The following is a 22,961-nucleotide window of genomic DNA, read 5'->3' as shown; positions in this document are numbered from 1 at the left end:
GCCGTAAAGCCAGCTTAGACTGGGTGGCATGAGCGATCTCTTCGATATCCCACTGACCACCATCGACGGCGCGGAGGCGAAGCTCTCCGACTGGGCGGGCCATGTCCTGCTGATTGTCAACACAGCGTCCGAATGCGGTTTCACTGACCAGTACGACGCGCTTCAGGGGCTTTTCGACGACCTGGCGCCGCGGGGCTTTTTCGTCCTGGGCTTCCCCTGCAACCAGTTCGGTGGGCAGGAGCCGGGCTCGGAGGAGGAGATTAAGGCCTTCTGCAGTAAGGAATTTGGTGTAACCTTCCCGCTGTTTTCCAAGATTGACGTTAATGGGGCCGACGAGCACCCGCTTTTTACGGAGCTGAAGAAGGCCACTGACCCGAATGGCGAGGCCGGCGACGTGAAGTGGAACTTCGAGAAGTTTGTCGTGGGGCCTAAGGGCGATGTCTTGGGACGTTTCCGCTCTAAGGTAGAGCCAGATGATGAGCAGGTCCGCGACCTAATCGAGGACAACCTGCCTATCTAGTTCTCCTGTCGATAGGCGCTAGCCGGAGATGGCAAGGGAGCGCCTTCGAAGTACCCGGATGCGCCGTATCCGACGATGCCGCCGCGGTTGCGGAGGGTCATGCTTGCCAGCCCGACTTTGCCGAACTCGTCTCCGCCGACCGTTATCCAGTCCTCAGTGACCGCCACAATCATGTTGGCGTGGACACCGAGGCCTCCGGGGTAGCGGTAGAAAATCACATCGCCGACCTGCGGGGAGAAGTCCGGGTTGTCGAAGAACGCGCCACGGTCGCGGTAGACCTGCATCAGCTGCTCCACGTCTGTGACCAGCCAGAAGTTTTCGCTCTCAATGTCGCGTCCGGGCTCGGGCTGGTAGAAGGGAAGATCCGATGCGGCCATGGCGAAGGAGATAAAAGCCGCGTCCCATCTGCCCCCGCAGTCAACCTTGTCGCCGAACGCGTCGAGGTGTGAGTTGAACTCCTCGTTGGTGGCATCTTTCTTACCTGAATCGTTGCCAAGCCCCTTTTTGTTGGGGATAAATTCAGGGCCGTGAGGGGGGCGAGGTTCGTCTATTTGGGCGTCGGCAGGCAGGGGTGGTATTACGCGCAGAATATCGTCCTCGCTGGCCCCGCACGCGGCGCCGAAATAGACGGCGTGATCGGGTTGGTTCTCGTACTGGAAGCGAGTGATGTCCTTGAGGTCCTGCTGGTAGAAGGGGCGGTCCTTTTCGGTTTCGGGGAACTCGCCGCCGCGCCAGGCCAGGAGATTGACGGGTCCGTATAAGTTGAACCATCCGGCGAAAATGAACAGGATGGTCAGCAGCACAATCGAGACGGGCGGAAGCACATCACGTAATTTCCGAGCCATTGAGCGCTCACCTGCCACCTCGGGGCTGGCGTCGGCACGGTCGGCGCCGTTGGCACCGTCGGTGGGGACACCGGGGCGCTCGCCTGAGCGCTCGGGCGAGCCGTCCGCAGTGGGGTCCGAGGGGGATTTAGGGGTCATAAGTATTAAGGATAATAGGGACTTTGGGGTCGCCCTTGTAGAGTGGTGTCTGGAATCGCCCGCCAGAAAAACCAAAACTGTCGTTCGGCTGGGCGGATAATCCCAACAACCAGGAGCAAAGCGTGGCCCGTGTAGTTGTCAATGTAATGCCCAAAGCTGAAATTCTTGACCCCCAGGGTCAGGCAGTGCAGCGCGCACTGGGGCGAATCGGAGTAGATGGCGTCGCAGATGTACGCCAGGGAAAGCGATTTGAACTCGAAGTAGACGATTCTGTAACCGACGCCGATGTGGAGCGTATGGCCGAGATTCTTCTGGCAAACACCGTGATTGAGGATTACGTGATTGTGCGTGAGGAGGCCAAGTGACCGCCCGCATTGGCGTCATTACTTTTCCAGGAACGCTTGACGACGTAGATGCCGCTCGCGCGGTGAAGATTGCCGGCGCCGAGGCCGTGGAGCTGTGGCACGCCGACGCCGACCTGAAGGGCGTCGACGGTGTGGTCGTCCCCGGAGGCTTTTCCTACGGTGACTACCTGCGCTCGGGTGCTATCTCTGCACTCGCGCCGGTGATGCATTCGGTTATCGGCGCCGCTGAGGGCGGCATGCCGGTGCTGGGCATCTGCAACGGTTTCCAGATTCTCACCGAGGCTGGCCTGCTACCGGGTGCCCTGACCCGCAACCAGGGTCTGCACTTCCACTGCGAGGACACCTACCTCGAGGTGGCGAATAACTCGACCGCGTGGACGACGCAGTTCGAGGTCGGACAGAAGATCCTGATTCCGGCCAAGCACGGCGAGGGCCGCTTCCAGGCCTCCCCGGAGACCATCGCCGAACTCGAAAACGAGGGTCGTGTGGTGTTCCGCTACACGGATAACTTCAACGGCTCGATTAACGCGATTGCCGGTGTTACCAGCGCTAACGGTCGTGTCGTTGGCCTGATGCCGCACCCGGAGCACGCCGTCGAGAAGCTGACCGGCCCATCCTTGGACGGCCTGGGGCTGTTCCTGTCGGTCGTCGAAAACGTAGGCGCATAAGCGAAAAGGGAAGACGGGAAACACTGCAATGACTGAATTTCACGTGCACGACGACACCGTCGATCACGCCGCCGAAACCCCTGAGCTCGATCAGCCTTGGGCTGAGCTAGGGCTGAAGGAAGACGAGTACCAGCGCATCCGCGACATCCTGGGCCGCCGCCCCACCGACGCCGAGCTGGCGATGTACTCGGTGATGTGGTCCGAGCACTGCTCGTACAAGTCCTCCAAGGTACACCTGCGCTACTTCGGCGAGACCACCACTGACGAGATGAAGTCCAAGATGCTGGCCGGCATCGGCGAGAACGCCGGTGTTGTCGACATCGGAGACGGCTGGGCTGTGACCTTTAAGGTCGAGTCCCACAACCACCCGTCCTACGTCGAGCCGTACCAAGGTGCGGCCACCGGCGTCGGCGGTATCGTCCGCGACATCATGGCTATGGGTGCCCGCCCGGTCGCCGTGATGGATCAGCTCCGCTTCGGGCCTGCCGACGCGCCAGATACGCAGCGCGTGCTTCCGGGCGTCGTCGCCGGCGTGGGCGGATACGGTAACTGCCTGGGCCTGCCGAACATCGGCGGAGAGACCGTATTCGACGAGTCCTACGCCGGTAACCCGCTGGTCAACGCCCTGTGCGTCGGCGTGCTTCCGGTGGAGGACCTCCACCTGGCGTTCGCGACCGGCACCGGCAACCGCGTCGTCCTCTTCGGTTCGCGCACCGGCCTCGACGGCATCGGTGGCGTGTCCGTGCTGGCCTCGGACACCTTCGAAGAGGGGTCGGAGCGCAAGCTCCCGGCCGTCCAGGTCGGCGACCCGTTCGCTGAGAAGGTTCTCATCGAGTGCTGTCTGGACCTGTACAAGGCCGATGTCGTCGTCGGTATCCAGGACCTCGGCGGCGCGGGCCTGTCCTGCGCGGTCTCCGAGCTGGCTGCCTCCGGTGAGGGCGGCATGGCCGTCAACCTGGACAACGTCCACCTGCGCGCGGAGAACATGACCGCCGCGGAGATCCTGTCCTCGGAGTCCCAGGAGCGCATGTGTGCCATCGTCCGCCCGGAGGATGTGGACCGTTTCATGGAGATCTGCGCCAAGTGGGACGTCATTGCGTCCGATATCGGCGAGGTCACCGAGAACCCGAACCTGGTCATCACCCATGGCGGCAAGACCGTGGTCGATGCCCCGCCGAAGACCATCGCCGACGAGGGCCCGACCTACCACCGCCCGTACGCCCGCCCGGATTGGCAGGATGCGCTCCAGACCGAGCGCGACCTGGCGCGCCCGTCGGCAAGCGATGAGCTGCGCGAGACCATGCTAAACCTTGCCGCCAGCCCGGCACTGTGCTCGCGTGCGCATATCACCGAGCAGTATGACCGCTACGTGCGCGGCAACACCGTCGCGGCGCAGAACTCCGACGCCGGTGTGCTGCGCGTCAACGAGGAGACCGGCCGTGGCATCGCGATTGCGACCGACGCCTCCGGCCGCTACACCAAGCTCGACCCGCGCACTGGTGCCCGCCTGGCGCTGGCCGAGGCGCACCGCAACGTCACCGTCACCGGCGCGAAGCCGTACGCGGTGTCGAACTGCATGAACTTTGGTTCCCCGGAGAACCCGGACGCCATGTGGCAGTTCGCGGAGGCCGTACGCGGTCTCGCCGATGGCTGCGCGGAGCTGTCCGTGCCGGTCACTGGCGGTAACGTCTCCTTCTACAACCAGACCGGCGACGAGCCGATTCTGCCGACCCCGGTGATTGCCGTCCTGGGCATTGTCGACAATGTCGAGCACGCCATCGGCAACCGCCTGGGCACCGTCGAGGGAGAGGACGAGCTGCTCTACCTGCTGGGCGAGACCGACGATGAGCTGGGTGGTTCCATCTGGCAGCAGGTCGCTCATAACGAGCTGGGCGGTATGCCACCGCGCGATCGCCTGGATGCCGAGGAGAGCCTGGTTGAGTTCTTCCACGGCACCATCGCCGCAGAGGGCAAGCACTTCGTAGCTTCCGCCCGCGACCTTTCCGAGGGGGGCCTCTCGCAGGCTCTCGTTGAGGCCGCTATTCAGTCCGGCGTAGGTGTCAAGGTTTCGCTTGACGACGTCTCCTCCGACGCTTTCGTGGCCCTGTTCTCGGAGTCGTCGGCCCGCGCCCTGGTGTCCGTCCCGGCATCGGCGGGGGAGAAGCTGGCCGCGCGCGCTGCAGCTACCGGTGTCAAGGCCGTGGCACTCGGCCGCGTCGTCGCGGATGCCGCAGAGCCCGTAATCGAGGTCTCCGGCGCTGGCGTGGAGATTTCCCTGCCGGTCGCAGAGGCAGCCCAGGCGTGGAAGAGCACCCTGCCGCGCCTGTTCGCTCACGCAGCCGGCGCCAACTCTGTCGTTGAGGCGGAGTAGGGAAGCCGTTTAGAGCTGGGCGAAAGCCGAGTAGAGTAAAGGTCCGGATCCCAAGCAGGTGCTTGAGGTCCGGGCCTTTACTTATGTCGTAAGCGTCGCGTGCTCCTGATGATGAGCGCCCCTTACTTCTTAGCAATGGCCTCCGCGGCCTGCTTTGCCACCAGTCCCAGGCTGCGGGTGCCGCGGCCCTCATCTCGGCGCTGACGGTTGCGGTGATCTCCCTGGCATCGTCGACAGCAGTGGGGCTGCTCTACACGGTGATGCTTGGCTCCATCGCCGGGCGCACCTGGGACGACGTGACTCCGGCAATCATCGCCGCGAGGTTGACCGCACTTAGCGCAGCGTTGCTCACTCGGAGGGTAGAGGCGGTCCGCCTTTTTTTTGGGGGGGGCTCCGCGGCGGCGCCCCTGGGAGCCCGCCCCGGAAATGTGCGATTTTCTGTGCTAGCTCTGGCCACCGTAGTGTCGTCTCTCCTGGTAGTCGTGTGTGGTCCAATCTCCTTCGTGGCGCGGGCAGCCCCGCACCTGGCGCGCCGGGCTCTGCGACAGGGGAGAACCTCGGTAGTCCTGGTGCCCGCTGCCCTTTCGGGCGCCGCGCTAATCACCATCGCCGATTGCCTCTCCCGGGTTGTGGCGGCTCCGGGGGAGTCGCCGCTGTCCGTGGCTACCGCGCTTATCGGCGGGCCGGTCCTGCTGATCGTGTTGAGAAGGATTCGCGCATGAGGACCACGAGGATTCCGTACCTTTCCAGAACGCTGCTTCTGCTTGCAGTATGTGCGGTAGCCGCGGCCGTGGCCGTCGTCATGCAAATGGTCCTCGGGCGTGGGGGGGGGAGTGAGTGCGGGGCAGGCGGTGGCGGCACTGCTAGGCGAGCCGGAGCGACGGTCCCATCTGCTGATTGTGAACCTGCGCCTGCCGAGGGCCCTCGGTGCCGTGGCGGTCGGCGCCCTGCTGGCAGTGGAGGGTGTCCTCATGCGTCTCGTCACCGGAAACCCGCTCGCTGAGCCCGGCCTGCTGGGAGTGTCCGCGGGTGCTGCGCTCGGCGTGGTGGCCTCGAGGGGCGCCGGATGGGCGCAGTTCGGGGTGACGCTACCTGGGCTTATCGGCGCGCTGGGCAACTTCGCCCTGATCTTGTACTCCTCATCGTCCGGCCAGCTCGACAGGGTGCGGCTGGTGCTCACGGGCGTCATCGTCGGCTCCGTGGTGTCCGCGCTGACGGCCGGAGTTCTCGCCATCACTGGGTTGCCCCTGGGCGCGGTTCTGCGGTGGATGGTCGGTTCCCTGAACGCAGTCACCGCCGCGGATCTGCGTTCGGCGCTGATTCCCGCGGCGGTCGGGGTGTTTCTCATGGCCGTCGCGTTGACGACCGCCGCCGTACTCATCGCCGGGGCCGTCGCATTCCTCGGCCTGGCCGCCCCGGAAATCGCCCGCCGGCTTATCCGCACCACGCAGCCGTCGCTTCTCATTCCGTCCGCCGCCGGGGTGGGTGCCGCCATCCTCTCGCTTGCCGACGTCCTCGCCGTTCGCACCACCTTGGCCATCCCGTGGTCAGATGCGGCCGTAGCGGGTCTGCCGGTCGGTGCGCTGGTGGCGCCCGTGTGCATACCCTTCATCCTCGTCGCCCTCCGCGGAGGCCGTGGCAAGTTGGCACCTCGTAGAAAGGAAACCGCAGCATGACGGCACATCTCGCCGACGGCTTTGCCCTGACCGACCTAACGCTTGGCTACCGCGGCGCCCCGGTCGTCGAAAAGCTGAATCTCGATCTGGCGCCGGGCTGTACCGCGCTAGTCGGCCCGAACGGCAGTGGTAAGTCGACACTGCTGGCGGGGCTCGCGAAGCTGCTGCGGCCCGAGCGCGGGCGCATTGACTTCGACGGCCGCTACCTAGCCCGCATCGGCGCGAAAGACTTGGCGCGGCGGGTCTCGCTGCTCGCCCAGGCGGAGGTGCCGCCGACCGGAATCGACGTGCGCGCGCTGGTTTCCTACGGTCGCTTTCCCTATCGAAAGCCACTGCGGGGCCTGACCGCGCAGGACAACGCCATCATCGACCGCGCCTTGGAGCGCTGCGGGATAGTCGGACTGGCTGACCGTCAGGTCAGCGAGCTCAGTGGCGGCCAAATCCAGCGAGTATGGCTCGCGTGCGTGCTGGCGCAGGACACCGACTGGATCCTCGCCGACGAACCCACCACTTACCTGGATCTGGGGCACCAGACCGCCGTGCTGAGGCTGCTGCGCTCGCTTCACGACGACTCCGCGACGAAGGTCATCATGGTCCTGCATGACCTCAACCAGGCGATTCAATACGCCGATCACCTGGTCGTCCTCGCCGAGGGAAAGATTGTCGCGCAGGGCGCTCCGGCGGACGTGATTGACGAGCAGTTGCTGCGCGAGGTCTATGGGGTAGAGGCGACCATCGGCAGGCACCCGGACAACGGGCTGCCTTTGGTCATCCCGGCGGTCTAAATCGCGGGAGGGCGTAGCGCGGATACACTGTCTTTCATGACTTCCAGCGACAGAGACAGCGCCGCTACGCAAGAACACGACCCCCACGAGGACCTGCCCAGCTTCCTACGGGAACCGGACAGAATCGACAAGATTCTCTACGCTTCGTTGATGGCGATGGCCGTCTACGGCTTCGCCCTCATCCCTTTCCGTGCGGTGCTGCTTCTGGAGCACACCTTCCTGCACACCTGGCTGTCGGGTTCGAACTTATCCGTGCTGATTCTTGCCGCGAAGAACCCGGACCGGCCGTGGTTTTTGGCGTTTGTCGTGCTGGTCGCGGCGCTGTCGACTATCAAGTTCATGCCGCTGTTTTACTGGATGGGCAAAAAGTGGGGGCCGGAATTTATCACCATGAGTTTCGGCGGGTACCCGCCGCGCTGGTTTAGAAAGATGGAGGCCTTCATCTACCGCAGGATTGACGTGAGTCTCTTCGCCTCGTTCGTCCCGTTTTCCCCGATCCCCGCGACCATCGTGGTGGGCATCGGAGGTATCGCACGAGCAAAGGGCTGGCTCGTGGGCGCTTACCTCTTTATCTTCGCGGTGATGCTCAAGTGCTTCTACCTCTACCTGGGTCTCACCTTTGGCCCGAGCATTCAATCCTCCCTGGAGACGATTGACAAGTACGTCATGTACATCACCTTCGCCCTGATCGGATGGATGTTCCTGTCCATCTGGTGGAAGAACTCCAAGAAGGCGAAGGTGGGGGCGGGCGACGGCGCCGAGGCCTAGCGCCCCTCCGGCAGCACGAGCGGCATCGGGCTGTACTCGTCGCGAAGTGCCTTCAGCGCCAGGTCGTGGGCGTGAAGACGCTTGTCCTCTTCGGTGGTCGGCTGGAAGTGCGGCACCGGCTGGGGTTTGAACTCGTCGTCAATCGCCACGTAGGTCATAGTCGAGTGCAGAGCCTTCTCCAGGCCGCCGCGGCCCTTGCGGGGCTCACCACAGTAAACGTGTACGGACAGATGCATCGAAGTCGTGCCGGTGCGCAGGATGCGCGCCTTAACCTCCACCAGGTCCCCGATATGAATCGGCTTGTAGAAGCGGATACCACCGGCGTACACGGCAATCGTCTGGCGGCCCGCCCAGTTCATGGTGATGGCCGTCGCAGCCTCGTCAATCCACTCCATGGCCGTGCCGCCGTGGACGTTGCCACCCCAGTTGACGTCGGTGGGCTTAGCCAGGAAGCGGGTGGTCATCTCCGGCGCGGAGGAATCCGCGGAGTAAGTCTGAGCGCGCATGGAGGCCTCGATGTCGCGGCGCAGCTCCACGCGGGACAGGGCGGCCTGCTGAGTGCGGATCTCGTCGTCGGTCTTCGGAATCCACTTCGGCACCGGCGAAGGCTTACGGTTTTCGTCCATGGCCACGAAGATCACCAGGCAGTCGGCGGCGCGGGTGAACTTTCCATCGCGCGGGTCCGCGGAGAGGACCTCATTGACGATGTGCATGGAAGTGCGCCCGGTGTGGGCGACTTTGGAACGCACCTCGACCAGGTGCCCGCTGGGAATCGGGCGGGTGAAATGGATGTGACCAAAGTAGGCCGTCACGCAGTACTTGCCGGACCACGCCGTGGCGCACGCGTAGGCCGCCTTATCGATCCACTGCAGGACCCGGCCTCCGTGGACGGAATTAGAGCCGGCCATAATGACATCGGTAGGCGCGGCCATGAACCGGAGCGTCAGGGAAGAGGAGGCGGGGGCGTGGACCTCAAGGTCCTTATCAGTTGACTGCGTATCCATGTCTAAAACAATAACTCTAAGATGGGGGACATGGCACCAAAAGTTTCGCCTGCCGACGTCCGCAGCGCCCTTAACGCCGTCGCCCCCTGGGTAGCGGCAGCCCTAGAGCAACGTGGGATTGGCGCCGTGGAGGCGTCGGAAAGCGAAGTGGCGCGACCAACGCGCGCGACCCTGGCGAATGCGGTGCGATCTTCGGCGCGGATGCTGGCACAGGAGGCACCGGGGCACAGCGTGGAGCTGCGCGTTCCGCCTTTCGTGGCAGTGCAGTGCATCGAGGGGCCGCGGCATACGCGCGGCACGCCCCCGAACGTCGTCGAGATGGCGCCTGAGCTCTGGCTGGGGCTGGCGCTTGGCCTGCTGCGCTACGACGAGGTCGGCGACCACATCGACGCCTCCGGCACCAGGGCGGGAGAGATTGCTGATCACCTGCCGGTGGCGCGCGTGTGACCGCCTCCCGCGCGAAAAGGGTGATTGCCTGCGGAGGAGGGCGGCGTCGGCAAGCGCACAAACGCTACCTGTGGGACGCACAAATGTAGTGGGGGGTTTAGCACTTTCGTAAATTAGTACCCAGGCGGGTGCGGCTATTAGGGTGGGTCACGTGGCCGATACCAAAATTTCAGGTGCACCAGATTCCATCGCTAAGCCGATTTCCCCCTACGACGATATGGGGGAAACCGCCCCGCGCGAGGAGTGCGGCGTATTCGGCGTATGGGCACCTGGTGAAGACGTGTCCAAACTTACCTACTACGGCTTGTTCGCCCTGCAGCACCGCGGTCAGGAGGCTGCCGGTATCGCAGTGGGCGACGGCGATCAGATTCTCGTATTCAAGGACCTGGGCCTAGTCTCCCAGGTTTTCGATGAACAAACTCTCGACGCCCTGAAGGGCTACGTCTCGGTGGGGCACACCCGCTACACCACCGCCGGCGCCCCTGCCTGGGAAAACGCCCAGCCGATGTTCCAGATGTCCTCCGACGGAACCGACATTGCGCTCGGGCACAACGGCAACCTGACCAACCACCTCACCCTCTACAAAGAGGCAGTGGAAAAGCGGCTGGTGTCGGAGGAGGGCGACATGCCCAGCGACTCCGCGATTATGACGGTTCTGCTGGCCGACGAGACCGGCAAGGCCGACCACCCTGAGGACGATGGGTGCTCCACGCGAGTGGAGGCCGCCGCGATGAAGCTGCTGCCGCGGCTGCAGGGCGCGTTCTGCTTGACCTTCACCGATGGCGAAACCCTCTACGCGGCGCGTGATCCCTTCGGTGTGCGTCCGCTGTGCCTCGGCCGACTGTCCACTGGGTGGGTCGTTGCCTCGGAGACCTGCGCGCTCGACATCGTCGGAGCGTCCTTTGTCCGCGAGATCGAGCCGGGCGAGCTAGTGTCCATCGACGCCTCCGGTGTCCGCTCGCGTCGGTTTGCGGGGACTACCCACGCGGGCTGCATCTTCGAGTACGTCTACCTGGCGCGCCCCGACTCCGTGATTCGCGGGCGCTCGGTCAATGCAGTGCGCCTGGAACTCGGCCGGCAGCTCGCCCGCGAATTTCCAGCAGACGGTGACCTGGTCATGCCCGTCCCGGAGTCCGGCACGCCGGCCGCGGTGGGCTTCGCTCAGGAGTCCGGGATTCCATTCGGTCAGGGCCTGACCAAGAACGGTTACGTTGGTCGCACCTTCATCCAGCCCTCTCAGACGATTCGCCAGCTGGGTATTCGCCTGAAGCTAAACCCGCTGAAGGAAGTCATCGCGGGCAAGCGCCTGGTCGTCGTGGATGACTCGATTGTGCGCGGCAACACCCAGCGCGCCCTAATCCGCATGCTGCGCGAGGCCGGTGCGAAGGAAGTCCACGTCCGCATCGCCTCCCCGCCAGTGAAGTGGCCCTGCTTCTACGGCATCGACTTCGCCTCGCCCGGCGAGCTACTGGCCAATGGCGTCGACGAAAACGACGTGGTCCAGGGCATTGCCACAGCGATTGGGGCCGACAGTCTGGGCTTCGTCTCCATTGACGGCATGGTTTCCGCGTCGGAGCAGGCCCCGAACGAGGTCTGCTGCGCATGCTTCGACGGCAAGTACCCGCTCGGCCTGCCCGAGGGCAACGCCAACGCGGCAGCCGTGGAGCGGATGCAGGCGGCGCAGGCAGCTAAAAAAGCAGAGCAGGCCAACGCCTAGAATCGCTATCCACCCCAATACCCCGCAGTTTCACAAAACCCGCAGATACAAACCCGGGCCTGAAAGGCCCGAGAAAGCCTAAGCGAGAACCTCTAATGACTGAGAACGTTTCTGGTGCCTCCTACGCCGCAGCCGGCGTCGACATCGAAGCAGGCGACCGCGCCGTCGAACTATTCGCCCCGATCGCGAAGAAGGCGACCCGTCCCGAGGTCCGCGGTGGACTCGGCGGATTCGCAGGCCTGTTCGCCCTCGGCAACTACGAAAAGCCGCTGCTCGCCGCATCCTCCGACGGCGTTGGTACGAAGCTCGCCGTCGCGCAGGCCGTCGGCAAGCATGACACGATTGGCCTCGACCTCGTTGCAATGGTGGTCGACGACCTCGTCGTCTGCGGTGCAGAGCCGCTGTTCCTGCAGGACTACATTGCGATCGGCAAGGTTGTCCCGGAGCACGTGGCGGAGATCGTCTCCGGTATCGCGGAAGGTTGCGTCCAGGCCGGTTGCGCCCTGCTCGGCGGCGAGACCGCGGAGCACCCGGGCGTGATGGATCCGGACGAGTACGACGTCTCCGCGACCGGTGTCGGCGTCGTCGAGGAGGACAAGGTTCTCGGTCCGGACCGCGTCCGCGAGGGCGATGTCATCATCGCGATGGCCTCGTCCGGCTTGCACTCCAACGGCTACTCCCTGGCCCGCCACGTCCTGCTGGAGAAGGCCGGACTGGAGCTCGACGCCTATGTCGAGGACTTCGGCCGTACTCTCGGCGAGGAGATGCTCGAGCCGACCAAGATTTACGCCAAGGACTGCCTGGCCCTGATGAACGAGGCCGAGGTCCGTACCTTCTGTCACGTCACCGGCGGCGGACTGGTGGGCAACATGGTTCGCATCATGCCGGAGGGGCTGACCGCCGACATGAGCCGCGCGACCTGGACCCCGGGCCCAATTTTCAAGACGATCGCCGAGCTGGGCAACGTCGCCCGCGAGGAGATGGAGAAGACCTTCAACATGGGCATCGGCATGGTTGCGATCGTCTCCGCCGAGGACCGAGACCGCGCGCTAGCTCTGCTGACCGCCCGCCACATCGACGCGTGGGAGCTCGGCACCGTCCGTGCTACCGCCGAGGGCGAGGAGGGCGCTGTTCTCACCGGCAGCCACCCGCGCTTCTAGGCTGCTTTCGCCCTGGGCCTATACGCGCCCCGGGGCGCAAAGAAAAACGCGCACTCAAAAGCGAGTGCGCGTTTTTCGATATTTAAGAGTGGCATCGAGGACCACTAACGGTGATCATCTGCGCCTGAGGCCCATTCCTCCCAGTCAGAGTAATCGTCTTCCTGATCGGACTCGTTCGACTTGCCGACGAGTTCCCGCTGGAGACGCTCCAAATCCATTTCTGGAGAATCGTACTTCAGCTGACGGGCAACCTTCGCCTGTTTTGCCTTCGCACGGCCGCGACCCATGGCCTGACCCCCTTGTGTAATCCGTGGGCCGGCACGGGGATGCGGCCGACCCACTTATGTCTATTGCGTCAATTCCTGTAAGACACCATAGCCGATAAAAAGGTCAAGAGTTGACGCGGGCATACCTAAACAGGGCCGTGTCACCCCTCTAAAACGGATGTTATCCGCATCTACCTGCAAAAACGCCAAATGAAAAAAGTACGAAAAAATTAGGTTGGAGCGCACCAACCAATATTTACTTCCCCCGAAGTCGGTTCATGGCAACGCGCCCCGGCGGCAGCTGCTCAATGCGGTCAATCGAGGCGGGATCCACGGATACCGCACATTCTCCGACCGTGAGATCCTCCCGTTCCTGGGCGGAGCGTTTTACCAGGGCCAGGGCGATCGGTCCGAAGTCCGCATGTTGAACCACCGTTCCCATTCGCCCCACCGAGCGCTTGCCGGCCATAACGGCATCGCCCGTCGACGGCAGCGTCGCCGATCCGTCCAGCTGCAGCATCACGGTAACTCGTGGGGAGCGGCCAACATTATGCACACGCGAGACCGTCTCCTGGCCTCGGTAGCAGCCCTTATTCAGGTGGACTGCGGCCGTATCGAACTCCGAGGCAATCCATCGCGGTGCCTCATGCGGAATCATCTTCTCGTCGATATCCAGGCCCATCTCGGGCCGCAGGGACACGACGCGCTCGGCCTCCCAGCCCATCAGACCGACTGGGGCTGCACCCGCGTTGACAAGCGCATCCCACGCTCCAGCCAGATCCTCTCGACGAACTAGGACATCGACGCGACCTCCCGCAGGCCAGGGCAGGTGTCTGACAACCGAGTTGCCTACCGGCGCCGCCTTACCCACCTGTGGGAAAGCCAGGCCGGCGGCAACCAGCGTTTCGGGTGCCCGAGGGCCCATCACCGAGATAATCGCGCGCTGGGCTTCAGTAATTTCGACCTTCGACCAGAAGACCATCATGTAGAGGTACTTCAGGAGCGATTCGAACCCGGACGGGGCAACGTCGATAAGCACAGAGGATTCAAGGATTGTCACTGTCATATGGTGCTGGACATGCCCATTCGCATCCAGATTGAGCGCCTCCGTGACGGTGCCGGGCTGGGCATCGTCGACCTTCTGGGAAAAAAGCGTGTTGAGGTAGGTCAGTCGATCGTCGCCGGTGACTTCGATGACCCGGTAGTGAGAGCGGTCGACGACTCCGCAGTCTTCCTGGAGGTGTCGCTGCTCCACCAGCGGATCGCCGTAGTGCCAGGCTACGGCCGAGTGCCAGTCACCGATAGAGGCATTTTCGCCCGCGGCGGCAAAATCCGTAGTATCCGCGACATCCGCGGCGGCTGCGCCCGGCACGTGAGAGAGCAGAGGACTTACATATTCAACACTCACCCCAACATGTTAACCAGAATCCGACGGAATATGCTGGCTCTATGACCGATTCCCTCTCAGATCTCGTACTTGTCGATGTCTTCGCACCCGACGGGCCACGCACGCTCGACGCGGGCGCCGCGTTCCTCTACGCCGATGACCTAGGCGCTATCCGTGGCGACGGAGTTTTCGAAACTCTGCTGGTCAGGCAAGGGCATACGTGCAATACGGATCGGCATGAGAAGCGTTTCGCATCTTCCGCGCTGATGCTCGACCTGCCCACTCCGGATTTGGATCAGTGGCGCGATGCGACGGCGCTCGCGCTGGGGGAATTGGAACGCAAGGGCGTGCATTCCGATGCCACTTTGCGGTGGGTGTACTCCCGTGGCCGTGAATCAACGGGGACGCCGACCGGTTACGTGCTGGCCAGCTCCGCGGAGAAGATAGTGGAGTCACGGACGAAGCCGGTGAAGGTCATGCTGGCCGAGCGCGGCTTTTCGCTGAATCTCGGTAGCCGCGCGCCGTGGGCTCTCATCGGTGCGAAGACCCTGTCCTACGCCGCGAATATGGCTGCGCTGAGGTACGCCAAGGGCAAGGGATTCGACGATGTCATTTTCACCTCCGCAGAGGGAAACCTGCTGGAGGGTCCGACCTCGACGATTATCGTGGTCCGGGGCAAAGAATTGCTTACGCCCAACCCGGGCGAGGGAGTGCTGCCGGGGACGACTCAGGCGGCGCTGTTCGAGGCAGCCGCGGAAAAGGGCTGGAAGGTTACCCCTGCGGTGCTTACCCCCGACGATCTCTACACGGCGGATGCAGTGTGGCTGGTCTCGTCGGTGCGTATCGCCGTTGTGGTCAGCAGTATCGACGGCGAGCCAATCCGGCAGCCCGACGAGGCTGCCGAGGCCGAGTTCCGGGGCCTGTGCGACGAGGCGCTGGCCGCCCAGTAGGAAGCCTCAGGGCCGCCCTGCGAGTTAGCCCGCGTAGCGCTGGAGCTGCGCGGACATGCGCGGCACGAACTCGTCGTCCCGCAGTCGCTCGTCGACCCAGCCGAGATCGTTGTTCGGCATGAGACCGTAGAGGCGCTTGCCCGGGCCGAGCTCCGCGGGGCCTGTGGCGGTAACCATGGTGGAGGCGGCCTGCAGTTCCCAGGCGCGCTCGGAGACCGGATTGCCGTAGTAAATCTCTACGACGCCGGTGGAGTGGGTGCAGATGAACTCAATTTCGTCCTTTTCGTTAATCCGCCAGAATCCGGACTCGCGCAGGTCGGGGCCTGCGGGCTTGCCCTTGTCGTCGAGCTTCCAGAAGCGGGACTCGTACTTCAGGTAGTTTTCGCCGTCGTGGCTGAAAACAATCTGCTGCCCGAAGTTGTACTCGCCGTCGACAACCGTGTTGGCCTGGCCTTCGCCGCGCCACACGCCTACGAGCGGGAGGAGGGCGAGGAGGCCGTCGTGAAGATTCGGTCCGTAGCGCAGGTTCGCGGTTTCGTCCGCGATGGGCAAATCCAGCAGGTCGGTGATGTTCCGAGTCGAGGTGGTCTTTGCCTGCTCGGCTGCGCGGTTGACGGCCTCGTTGCCGTCGAGGCGCTGGCCTTGTGTCGGCTGCGTCGCATCAGCGGCGTGCTCTGGTGTGTTTGCGTTGTTGTCGCTGACATTGTTTTCGGTCATGTCTTCATACTCTACGCATACATGCAGGTTTCGCCCGAACCGGCAGCCGTCCAAGAGCCCACTAACCGCTCAGCGGCGCACGCGGCAGTTGCTCGCCGGCAGCTTCTCCGCCGACTTCGCAGATAGCTCCGCCGCATCCCGTGAGGTCGGGGGCATGAAATTCGCCGGCGAGACGGTGCACATAATCTGCTCACCCTCAATGGTCACAGTGCCGCCGGACACAAAGATGCGAGTCGCCGGCATGCCTAGCGGAATGTCATCGCCGCGCAGCGTGAGCGAGAACGTCTCAAGAACGGTCTTCCGGTCTGCCTCCGACAGCTCCTCCGGGTCGCCCAGGCTCGTCGCCTCCGAGCCCTTTGGTGTAGCGACAATGTCGATCGGCGTAATTATTACGTCTCCCTGGACGATGCGTAGTTTCACCGCGACTTTAGCGGCGGTCTTCCAGTCTTTCGGGGTGGCCTCGAACAGTGCCTCGGTCTCCCAACCGCCAGCCGGTGAGGAGTCCTCCAATGGCTGAATAACGAGGTCGCTCAGCCCCATCTTTCGCCCGAGCGATAGCCCGTCGAGCCCCAATTTGGTGAAGTACTGCTTCGTCTTCGACTCCCCGAATTGACCCGACCACACGGATTCCTTCGGGATCTGCACATTCACCGCGCCGTATTCGAGGGAGACCAGTCCAAAGCCGGGGACCTCGACGTCGCGGATGCGCGAGTTCACCGAGCTCCACTTACCCGTAAAGAACGACGATGTGTACGCCTTGCCCGCGATGCTTACATAGGGCGTCATTTCAAGATGCGCGGTCTTGCGAATCTGCTCTGACAGGGATTGCTCCGCGTGCGCGGCAAAGCCCGCGTCCGCAGTCACCAGGAGCGCTGCGACGGCGAGAACGGAGCCGCCAACCTTCAAGAGTCGTCGAGATGTGGGCACACTCTATTAGTACCGCATTCACCGAATTCGACCGAAGCTGCGGACTCCTTGCCAGTCAGGGTTTGTATAGGGTGGGCTCATGAATGTAGTGGAGCTCTTCGAATCCGATTTGGACCTGCCTCAGGTGCACGACATCCTGGGGCGCGCCATCACCGCCGATGGCGTGGAACCGCTGGGTGAGGCCTTTGTCCGCGGGCTTGACGACGCTTCCTTCGGCCACCGCCACTTCGCGGTCCGGGAGGGCGGTACATATCTGGGCTTCGCCGGGGTCGCCCCCGATGCAATCGAGATGGTCGTCGACCCGGAGTCTAGGAAGTCCGGCGTCGGGGCTGCGCTGCTCGCTTATATCGATAACGAGGTCGGCGATCGACTGCCCATTTGGGCGCACGGTGATATCGGTGGAGCCGCGCGGCTCGCGGAGTTGACTGGCCGCCGTGTAGTACGTGAGCTTCTGCAGATGTCCATTGATGCGCAGGGACTGGATGCGACTGAAGGTGGTGTCGTGAAGCGAGATGACGTGGAGGCGGTGAATCTGGCGGCCGCGCGCCGGCGCTGGGGGAGCGCGGCGGTCGATCGCGCGTGGCTGTCGGTGAACAATGAGGCGTTCGATTGGCATCCGGAGCAGGGCGGTTGGTCCGAGGAGCAGCTGCAGCGCGCGCGTGACACGGAGTGGTTCGATGAGGAGGGCGTGTTCTTCGCGGCGGATATCGCGGGAGGGGAGGATGCTGCCGACTCAATCTGTGGTTTCCATTGGACTAAGTGGCACGCGGAGGCTGAAAAACCGACTGGAGAGGTCTATGTGATTGGCCTGGCCACGCGGGCTCGGAGGCGCGGGCTGGGACGTTGGTTAACTAATATCGGCCTGTCGCATCTGCGAAAGCGGGGTGCTGAAGAGGTAATTCTCTACGTGGAGGGTGACAACTCCGCGGCGATTGGTACCTACGAGAAAGTGGGGTTTGAGGTGTCTCGGCGCGATGTGATGTACGGCGTGTGACACTGGTAGCAGGCGTGTAGTTGGCGTCGAAATTGCTTGTATCGCGGTGATGAATCAGCTTAAGGGGTAGGAAATCTTCCCCCTGGACTGCCCCCGTTTTAAAGCGGTTTTTCAGGTTCTCACCAGGTAAATCGGACCGCGCCCACAGATTTACTTTGGCGTTCACCAGTTGTTAACGTACGCAACAATTCTTAGTTACCAAGACTCGTTAGCTTCTTCCTCCAGTGGACCGAGTGAAACGGTTCCACAGAACTGTCTCACTCAAGTCGCTTGTCTTAAGACATGCTTTTTAAACCGGAGGAATACCGTGCTGAAGAAGAATCGTGCAGCGTCCGTTATGGGTCTTGCTGCTGTCGCAAGCCTGACCCTGGCCGCCTGCTCTGAGGGCGGCAACAATGCTGCTTCCGATGTTGAGGGCCTGGCAGAGACCACTGGCCAGCTGCAGGGCGAGGGCGCTACCTCCCAGCAGCGTGCGATGGACCTGTTCGCCACCCTCTTCGAGGAGACCGGCTCGACCCTGTCCTACAACGCAACCGGTTCTGGCTCCGGCCAGACCCAGTTCATCGCCGGCACCGTCGCTTTCGCCGGTTCCGACTCCGCTCTGAAGGAGAAGGACGGCAAGGATCAGGTCGCTGAGGCAAAGAAGCGTTGCTCCGACAACGATGCATGGCACCTGCCGATGGTTGTCGGCCCAGTCGCAGTTGCCTACAACCTGGAGGGCGTTGAGCTCTCGCTGTCCCCGGCGACTGTCGCTGAAATCTTCGACGGCAAGATCACCAAGTGGAATGACCCGAAGATTGAGGAAGAAAATAAGGGCGCGAAGCTGCCGGATAAGGACATCAAGGTTGTGTTCCGCTCTGAGGAGTCCGGTACCTCTGAGAACTTCATGAAGTTCCTCTCCGCTGCCGCTCCCGAGCAGTGGACTCACGAGGCCTCCAAGTCCTTCCCGACCGCCACCGGCCAGGGCGCCAACGGTTCCGCCGGTGTCGTCGATGAGGTCTCCAAGATCGACGGAGCTATCACCTACGTTGAGTCCGGCTTCGCTAAGGACAAGAAGCTCGGCGTTGCCAAGCTGGACTTCGGTAACGGCCCAGTTGAGCTGAACAAGGACACCGTCGGCAAGGCGCTGGACAAGGTCAAGTTCAAGACCGAGGGCCACGACATGGTGGTTGACTCTGACGCTCTGTTCTCAATGAAGGAAGACGGCGCTTACCCGCTGGTTCTGACCACCTACGAGATTGTCTGTTCCGCTGGCTACGACGATCAGACTCGTGATCTGGTTAAGAACTTCCTGAAGGTCGTCCTGGAGAAGGGACAGACCGACGAGCTTGAGAAGCTGGGCTACATCCCAGTTCAGGGTGAGTTCAAGGACAAGCTCTCTGCTGCAGTTGACGCGATTAAGTAAGTGTCAAGGCATCTAGCCAAATCGCTCGAAGGCCGATTGGCTCTGACCAAACGCGTTGAGTCTTAAACTCTGCGCAACGGTCGGAGTAGTCGGTCTTTGTTCGCGAATAAGCGCAAATCACTTCTATCTAGGAAAGAGATCATGAGTTCCTCGTCTTCCCTCCCGGGAAATCAGGACACTGTTGATGGCAGCCCGGTTCTGACCACCGCAAACCGTACAGGTAAACAAGGCCAAACCGTAGCGGCGGACGCGCCAGAATCAGAGCTTGGCACCTCCAACGCTGGGGTTGTCCGTCCAGGCGACCGGATTTTCCGGATTCTGTCTGTGGGGTCGTCGGTGCTTGTCACCGTGTCTATCATCGCTATTGCAGTGTTCCTGCTACTGCGCGCAGTTCCAGCAATCTCCCGTAACGAAGAAAACTTCTTTACCTACTCCGACCGTTGGAATTTGGCTGATACCGCGGCAATGCACTTCGGTATCCCGAATATGTTCCTGGTAACCGTTTCGGTGTCGATTCTCGCGCTCCTTTTGGCTATGCCGGTTGCGCTGGGAATTGCAATTTTCTTAACTGCATATGCGCCGAAGTCAATGGTGAAGCCTCTCGGTTACCTGGTTGATCTTCTGGCCGCGGTCCCGTCGATTGTTTACGGTCTGTGGGGCTTCATGGCTCTGGGGCCTGCGTTGTCAGGGCTGTATAAAATTCTCGCCGATGTTCTTGGCTTCATCCCTTTGTTCGCGATTTACCCGAACTCCCCGGCCTTCGAAACAGGACGTAACCTTTTCACAGGTGGTGTCGTCCTCGCGATTATGATTCTGCCGGTGATTGCGGCTACGACGCGTGAGGTTTTTGTCCAGACTCCACGAGGGCATATTGAGGCCTCACTGGCGCTGGGTGCTACTCGCTGGGAGATGGTAAAACTCGCCATCCTCCCGTTCGGTAAGTCCGGCTTCATCTCCGGCTCGATGCTCGGACTGGGGCGCGCCCTCGGTGAGACGATGGCCCTGTACCTCGTGATTTCTCCTTCCTCCGCCTTCCGCGCATCGCTTTTCGACGGAGGTACTACCTTCGCGACTGCAATTGCTAACGCGGCGCCGGAGTTCAACGACAATCTCAAGGCCGGCGCCTACATGTCGGCGGGTCTGGTGCTGTTCCTGCTGACCTTCGTGGTTAACTCCGCAGCCCGTGTGATTGCGAAGAAATAGCAGGCGTCAGGAAAAGGAACGAAAGTAACAATGACTACTCAGACCTCTGATTCTCTGACCCGCGATCCGAATGGGAAAGTACCGACGGGCGAATCCGCATTCACCCAAATCAAGGGTTCCCGTAAAGCTTCGGACAAGATTTCAACTGTCTTGATTTACGCGTGTATGGCTTTGGCGCTTATCCCGCTGGTGTGGGTCCTGTTCGAAGTGATTGTGCGCGGTACTCCTTCGCTCTTGTCTGCAGAGTGGTGGGGGAGCTCTCAGCGTGGCGTAACCGTAGGTTCGACCAGCGGCGGCGTGGCCCACGCAATTATCGGCACTATCGTTCAGGCGCTGGTGACCACAGTTCTGACGGTGCCGTTTGGCATCTTTGTTGCAATATACCTGGTTGAATACGCTGGCAATTCCCGGCTTGGCAAGGTTACGACCTTCATGGTCGATATTCTCTCCGGTGTTCCCTCAATCGTCGCCTCCCTGTTCATCTACTCGATGTGGGTCGTGATGTTTGGGATGAGCCGCTCGGGCTTCGCAGTCGCGTTGGCCCTGGTTCTGCTCATGCTGCCGATTGTTGTCCGCAATACTGAGGAGATGCTCCGCGTCGTGTCCGATGATCTGCGCGAGGCTGCCTATGCGCTCGGTGTCCCGAAGTGGAAGACGATTCTCAAGGTCGTTCTCCCAACTGCTTTGTCCGGCATCGTCACCGGAATCATGCTGGCAATTGCCCGCGTCATGGGCGAGTCTGCGCCAATGCTAATCCTCGTCGCTACCTCGCGCATTATCACCTACAATCCGTTCGGCCAGTCGCAGTCGTCGCTGCCACTGTTCATGCTTGACATGTACAAGGCAGGCAATACCGGCGCTGCATTCGACAAGATGTGGGGAGCCGCATTGACGCTGGTTCTGATCATCGCTGTCATCAATATCGTGGCTCGTATCGTCTCCGCCAAGTTCTCGGTTAAGAACTAATTCTGGGCGCACTTCGTCCGCACACCCAAGGAAGGTTTTAGAGAAAATGGCTAAGCGCCTGGATCTTAACAACGTCAACATTTATTACGGCGATTTCCACGCTGTCCAGAACGTCAACCTGCACGTTCCTCCGCGTTCGGTTACCGCGTTCATCGGCCCGTCTGGCTGTGGTAAGTCGACTGTGCTGCGTTCTCTCAACCGCATGCACGAGGTCATCCCGGGGGCCTACGTCAAGGGAGAGGTGCTTCTCGACGGCGAGAACATCTACGGCCCGAAAATCGACCCGGTCTCAGTTCGCAATACCATCGGTATGGTGTTCCAGCGTCCGAACCCTTTCCCGACAATGTCGATTGAGGACAATGTCGTCGCCGGCCTGAAGCTCTCAGGCGTGAAAAATAAGGCTCGTTTGAGGGAGGTAGCGGAGAAGTCCCTGCGTGGTGCGAACCTGTGGGATGAGGTCAAGGATCGCCTGGACAAGCCGGGCGGCGGTCTTTCCGGTGGTCAGCAGCAGCGACTGTGTATTGCCCGCGCTATTGCGGTCGAGCCGGAGGTTCTGCTGATGGACGAGCCGTGCTCGGCACTCGATCCGATTTCCACCTTGGCGATTGAGGACCTAATCCATGAGCTGAAGGAACAGTTCACTATCGTCATTGTGACTCATAACATGCAGCAGGCAGCGCGTGTCTCCGATCAGACTGCGTTCTTCTCACTGGAGGCCACTGGCAAGCCAGGGCACCTGGTCGAGGTCGGCCCGACGAAGAAGATCTTCGAGAACCCGGAAAAGAAGGAGACCGAGGACTACATCTCTGGTCGCTTCGGATAAGCTCATTGGCCAAGATGCGTCACTAAAGTCCCTTTAAGAGGGTTTTGCGCTTCGACCCGAAAAGAGCATTGCCTCAGCACGGCAATGCTCTTTTCGCTGTTTTCAGAGGACCTGGTGCCTTAGTTGCGCCTACATACGCAAATGGCGCTCTAGGTCTTCGAGTCGGCGAGCAAAGTGCTTTTGATCGCGGTCGCCCTCCAACTTGTCTAAGTATTCAGTCTGCTTGTAGCCGGTAGCGAGGTAAACGATGCGAGCGGCGACCTCGACAGCGTGGTCCGCGTAGCGTTCGTAGAACCTGCTCAGAAGTGTTATGTCAACGGTTTCTTGCGGGGTGTGCGGCCAGTCATCGGCAGTGGTGAGAGTGAATAGATGCTGATGGATGTCATCAATGCTGTCATCGGTCTTGTCAATTGCTAAGGCCTGGTCCACGTCGTAATCGATGAGGACTTGACGGGTTTCGTGCGTCATCGATTCTGATACCGACGCCATTTCACGGAAGAAGCCTTCGACAGGTTCAGGTAGTGCCTTCTCTGGGTGACGACGGCGCGCGGTGTTTGCGATATGGACGCTGAGTGCTCCCATGCGGCAGATATCTTCGACGATATAAATTCCGCTAACGACCTGACGCAGGTCGCCTGCTACCGGAGCTTCGCGTGCGAGCAATTCGAAAGCCCGTTGCTCAGCGTCTTTGCGAATTTCATCCAGTGGGTCCATCAGAGAAAGCACTTCCTCGGCGGCGACGAGGTCTGCATTAAAGAGCGCTCGGTTGGCAGTGCTGTGCATGGAGTGGACGTGGTCACACATGACGATAAGGCTGTGTGCCAGGTTATCCATTTGTTCTCGATAGACGGTACGCATG

24 protein-coding genes are annotated in these 22,961 nt (G+C 61.8%); 17 read left to right on the top strand and 7 right to left on the bottom strand.

Going from position 1 to position 22,961, the window contains the following annotated elements:
- Positions 1 to 28: 28 nt before the first annotated feature.
- Complete coding sequence (locus tag CLAC_RS10110) at positions 29 to 520, top strand: glutathione peroxidase (protein WP_053412810.1); 492 nt, start codon at positions 29 to 31, stop codon at positions 518 to 520.
- Here the strand turns inward: CLAC_RS10110 and CLAC_RS10105 are convergent.
- Positions 517 to 1,503 carry a hypothetical protein gene (locus CLAC_RS10105; protein WP_245621861.1) on the bottom strand — a complete coding sequence of 329 codons (987 nt, stop codon included), beginning with the start codon at positions 1,501 to 1,503 and terminating at the stop codon, positions 517 to 519. The genes CLAC_RS10110 and CLAC_RS10105 overlap by 4 nt on opposite strands.
- Before the next feature lie 122 nt (positions 1,504 to 1,625).
- On the opposite strand from CLAC_RS10105, the gene purS reads away from it, so the two are divergent.
- The 7 genes from purS (at position 1,626) to CLAC_RS10070 (ending at position 8,136) form a co-directional block, all read left to right on the top strand.
- Positions 1,626 to 1,868 carry a phosphoribosylformylglycinamidine synthase subunit PurS gene (purS, locus tag CLAC_RS10100; protein WP_053412809.1) on the top strand — a complete coding sequence of 81 codons (243 nt, stop codon included), beginning with the start codon at positions 1,626 to 1,628 and terminating at the stop codon, positions 1,866 to 1,868.
- A complete protein-coding gene (gene purQ / locus CLAC_RS10095; RefSeq protein WP_053412808.1) occupies positions 1,865 to 2,536 on the top strand; it encodes a phosphoribosylformylglycinamidine synthase subunit PurQ in 672 nt (223 codons plus the stop codon). Before purS ends, purQ begins: the two co-directional genes overlap by 4 nt.
- 28 nt (positions 2,537 to 2,564) lie before the next feature.
- Entirely contained in the window at positions 2,565 to 4,907 is a 2,343-nt protein-coding gene (purL, locus tag CLAC_RS10090) for a phosphoribosylformylglycinamidine synthase subunit PurL (protein WP_053412807.1), read from the top strand.
- A 149-nt stretch (positions 4,908 to 5,056) separates the two neighbouring features.
- On the top strand, positions 5,057 to 5,629 hold the full coding sequence (locus CLAC_RS10085) for an iron chelate uptake ABC transporter family permease subunit (RefSeq protein WP_082313341.1): 573 nt from the start codon (positions 5,057 to 5,059) through the stop codon (positions 5,627 to 5,629).
- A 111-nt stretch (positions 5,630 to 5,740) separates the two neighbouring features.
- Positions 5,741 to 6,583 (top strand): FecCD family ABC transporter permease, encoded by an 843-nt coding sequence (locus CLAC_RS10080; RefSeq protein WP_169750341.1) that lies wholly within the window; start codon positions 5,741 to 5,743, stop codon positions 6,581 to 6,583.
- A complete protein-coding gene (locus CLAC_RS10075; protein ID WP_053412804.1) occupies positions 6,580 to 7,368 on the top strand; it encodes an ABC transporter ATP-binding protein in 789 nt (262 codons plus the stop codon). The genes CLAC_RS10080 and CLAC_RS10075 overlap by 4 nt, the downstream gene beginning before the upstream one ends.
- 36 nt (positions 7,369 to 7,404) lie before the next feature.
- The gene (locus CLAC_RS10070; protein ID WP_053412803.1) at positions 7,405 to 8,136 is read left to right on the top strand and encodes a hypothetical protein; all 732 of its coding nucleotides are present in this window, start codon (positions 7,405 to 7,407) and stop codon (positions 8,134 to 8,136) included.
- Here the strand turns inward: CLAC_RS10070 and CLAC_RS10065 are convergent.
- The gene (locus tag CLAC_RS10065) at positions 8,133 to 9,140 is read right to left on the bottom strand and encodes an acyl-CoA thioesterase (RefSeq protein ID WP_053412802.1); all 1,008 of its coding nucleotides are present in this window, start codon (positions 9,138 to 9,140) and stop codon (positions 8,133 to 8,135) included. The two genes, CLAC_RS10070 and CLAC_RS10065, sit on opposite strands and share 4 nt — an antisense overlap.
- A gap of 30 nt (positions 9,141 to 9,170) precedes the next feature.
- On the opposite strand from CLAC_RS10065, the gene CLAC_RS10060 reads away from it, so the two are divergent.
- The 3 genes from CLAC_RS10060 to purM all read left to right on the top strand — a co-directional run bounded on the left by CLAC_RS10060 (position 9,171) and on the right by purM (position 12,464).
- Complete coding sequence (locus CLAC_RS10060) at positions 9,171 to 9,587, top strand: sterol carrier family protein (RefSeq protein WP_053412801.1); 417 nt, start codon at positions 9,171 to 9,173, stop codon at positions 9,585 to 9,587.
- Positions 9,588 to 9,804: 217 nt separating this feature from the next.
- The gene (purF, locus tag CLAC_RS10055) at positions 9,805 to 11,304 is read left to right on the top strand and encodes an amidophosphoribosyltransferase (RefSeq protein ID WP_245622040.1); all 1,500 of its coding nucleotides are present in this window, start codon (positions 9,805 to 9,807) and stop codon (positions 11,302 to 11,304) included.
- 95 nt (positions 11,305 to 11,399) lie between these two features.
- Entirely contained in the window at positions 11,400 to 12,464 is a 1,065-nt protein-coding gene (gene purM / locus CLAC_RS10050; protein ID WP_053412800.1) for a phosphoribosylformylglycinamidine cyclo-ligase, read from the top strand.
- Positions 12,465 to 12,568: 104 nt separating this feature from the next.
- Here the strand turns inward: purM and CLAC_RS10045 are convergent, their stop codons facing one another.
- Positions 12,569 to 12,751 carry a DUF3073 domain-containing protein gene (locus CLAC_RS10045; protein WP_053412799.1) on the bottom strand — a complete coding sequence of 61 codons (183 nt, stop codon included), beginning with the start codon at positions 12,749 to 12,751 and terminating at the stop codon, positions 12,569 to 12,571.
- 235 nt (positions 12,752 to 12,986) lie between these two features.
- Positions 12,987 to 14,138, bottom strand: a complete 1,152-nt coding sequence (gene ygfZ / locus CLAC_RS10040; RefSeq protein ID WP_156324835.1) for a CAF17-like 4Fe-4S cluster assembly/insertion protein YgfZ — start codon at positions 14,136 to 14,138, stop codon at positions 12,987 to 12,989.
- Positions 14,139 to 14,179: 41 nt separating this feature from the next.
- Here ygfZ and CLAC_RS10035 point away from each other — a divergent pair, with 41 nt between their 5' ends.
- Complete coding sequence (locus CLAC_RS10035; RefSeq protein ID WP_053412798.1) at positions 14,180 to 15,067, top strand: aminodeoxychorismate lyase; 888 nt, start codon at positions 14,180 to 14,182, stop codon at positions 15,065 to 15,067.
- 24 nt (positions 15,068 to 15,091) lie between these two features.
- On the opposite strand, the gene CLAC_RS10030 is transcribed toward CLAC_RS10035, so the two are convergent.
- On the bottom strand, positions 15,092 to 15,784 hold the full coding sequence (locus CLAC_RS10030) for a heme-binding beta-barrel domain-containing protein (RefSeq protein ID WP_053412797.1): 693 nt from the start codon (positions 15,782 to 15,784) through the stop codon (positions 15,092 to 15,094).
- A gap of 69 nt (positions 15,785 to 15,853) precedes the next feature.
- Entirely contained in the window at positions 15,854 to 16,711 is an 858-nt protein-coding gene (locus CLAC_RS10025; protein ID WP_053412796.1) for an LmeA family phospholipid-binding protein, read from the bottom strand.
- A gap of 79 nt (positions 16,712 to 16,790) precedes the next feature.
- Here CLAC_RS10025 and mshD point away from each other — a divergent pair, with 79 nt between their 5' ends.
- The 5 genes from mshD to pstB all read left to right on the top strand — a co-directional run bounded on the left by mshD (position 16,791) and on the right by pstB (position 22,102).
- Positions 16,791 to 17,705, top strand: a complete 915-nt coding sequence (gene mshD, locus CLAC_RS10020) for a mycothiol synthase (RefSeq protein ID WP_053412795.1) — start codon at positions 16,791 to 16,793, stop codon at positions 17,703 to 17,705.
- A gap of 337 nt (positions 17,706 to 18,042) precedes the next feature.
- Entirely contained in the window at positions 18,043 to 19,110 is a 1,068-nt protein-coding gene (pstS, locus tag CLAC_RS10015; protein ID WP_053413398.1) for a phosphate ABC transporter substrate-binding protein PstS, read from the top strand.
- A gap of 141 nt (positions 19,111 to 19,251) precedes the next feature.
- Complete coding sequence (gene pstC, locus CLAC_RS10010) at positions 19,252 to 20,313, top strand: phosphate ABC transporter permease subunit PstC (RefSeq protein WP_053412794.1); 1,062 nt, start codon at positions 19,252 to 19,254, stop codon at positions 20,311 to 20,313.
- 30 nt (positions 20,314 to 20,343) lie between these two features.
- The gene (gene pstA, locus CLAC_RS10005; protein WP_053412793.1) at positions 20,344 to 21,279 is read left to right on the top strand and encodes a phosphate ABC transporter permease PstA; all 936 of its coding nucleotides are present in this window, start codon (positions 20,344 to 20,346) and stop codon (positions 21,277 to 21,279) included.
- A 46-nt stretch (positions 21,280 to 21,325) separates the two neighbouring features.
- Positions 21,326 to 22,102 (top strand): phosphate ABC transporter ATP-binding protein PstB, encoded by a 777-nt coding sequence (gene pstB / locus CLAC_RS10000; protein ID WP_053412792.1) that lies wholly within the window; start codon positions 21,326 to 21,328, stop codon positions 22,100 to 22,102.
- A 129-nt stretch (positions 22,103 to 22,231) separates the two neighbouring features.
- Here the strand turns inward: pstB and phoU are convergent, their stop codons facing one another.
- Positions 22,232 to 22,960, bottom strand: coding sequence for a phosphate signaling complex protein PhoU (gene phoU, locus CLAC_RS09995; protein WP_053412791.1), 729 nt, complete (start codon positions 22,958 to 22,960; stop codon positions 22,232 to 22,234).
- Between the last annotated feature and the right edge of the window lies 1 nt (position 22,961).

Source organism: Corynebacterium lactis RW2-5, assembly GCF_001274895.1.
GTDB classification, from domain to species: Bacteria; Actinomycetota; Actinomycetes; order Mycobacteriales; family Mycobacteriaceae; genus Corynebacterium; species Corynebacterium lactis.
This window is presented reverse-complemented; position numbering and strand designations above follow the sequence as displayed.

Excerpts from the sequence above, each read along its gene's own strand:
- CLAC_RS10110 (WP_053412810.1), top strand. The coding sequence starts at position 29 with ATGAGCGATCTCTTCGATATCCCACTGACCACCATCGACGGCGCGGAG.
- CLAC_RS10105 (WP_245621861.1), bottom strand. The coding sequence starts at position 1,503 with ATGACCCCTAAATCCCCCTCGGACCCCACTGCGGACGGCTCGCCCGAG.
- purL (WP_053412807.1), top strand. The coding sequence starts at position 2,565 with ATGACTGAATTTCACGTGCACGACGACACCGTCGATCACGCCGCCGAA.
- CLAC_RS10075 (WP_053412804.1), top strand. The coding sequence starts at position 6,580 with ATGACGGCACATCTCGCCGACGGCTTTGCCCTGACCGACCTAACGCTT.
- CLAC_RS10070 (WP_053412803.1), top strand. The coding sequence starts at position 7,405 with ATGACTTCCAGCGACAGAGACAGCGCCGCTACGCAAGAACACGACCCC.
- CLAC_RS10065 (WP_053412802.1), bottom strand. The coding sequence starts at position 9,140 with ATGGATACGCAGTCAACTGATAAGGACCTTGAGGTCCACGCCCCCGCC.
- CLAC_RS10060 (WP_053412801.1), top strand. The coding sequence starts at position 9,171 with ATGGCACCAAAAGTTTCGCCTGCCGACGTCCGCAGCGCCCTTAACGCC.
- purF (WP_245622040.1), top strand. The coding sequence starts at position 9,805 with ATGGGGGAAACCGCCCCGCGCGAGGAGTGCGGCGTATTCGGCGTATGG.
- purM (WP_053412800.1), top strand. The coding sequence starts at position 11,400 with ATGACTGAGAACGTTTCTGGTGCCTCCTACGCCGCAGCCGGCGTCGAC.
- CLAC_RS10045 (WP_053412799.1), bottom strand. The coding sequence starts at position 12,751 with ATGGGTCGCGGCCGTGCGAAGGCAAAACAGGCGAAGGTTGCCCGTCAG.
- CLAC_RS10035 (WP_053412798.1), top strand. The coding sequence starts at position 14,180 with ATGACCGATTCCCTCTCAGATCTCGTACTTGTCGATGTCTTCGCACCC.
- CLAC_RS10030 (WP_053412797.1), bottom strand. The coding sequence starts at position 15,784 with ATGACCGAAAACAATGTCAGCGACAACAACGCAAACACACCAGAGCAC.
- mshD (WP_053412795.1), top strand. The coding sequence starts at position 16,791 with ATGAATGTAGTGGAGCTCTTCGAATCCGATTTGGACCTGCCTCAGGTG.
- pstS (WP_053413398.1), top strand. The coding sequence starts at position 18,043 with ATGGGTCTTGCTGCTGTCGCAAGCCTGACCCTGGCCGCCTGCTCTGAG.
- pstC (WP_053412794.1), top strand. The coding sequence starts at position 19,252 with ATGAGTTCCTCGTCTTCCCTCCCGGGAAATCAGGACACTGTTGATGGC.
- pstA (WP_053412793.1), top strand. The coding sequence starts at position 20,344 with ATGACTACTCAGACCTCTGATTCTCTGACCCGCGATCCGAATGGGAAA.
- pstB (WP_053412792.1), top strand. The coding sequence starts at position 21,326 with ATGGCTAAGCGCCTGGATCTTAACAACGTCAACATTTATTACGGCGAT.
- phoU (WP_053412791.1), bottom strand. The coding sequence starts at position 22,960 with ATGCGTACCGTCTATCGAGAACAAATGGATAACCTGGCACACAGCCTT.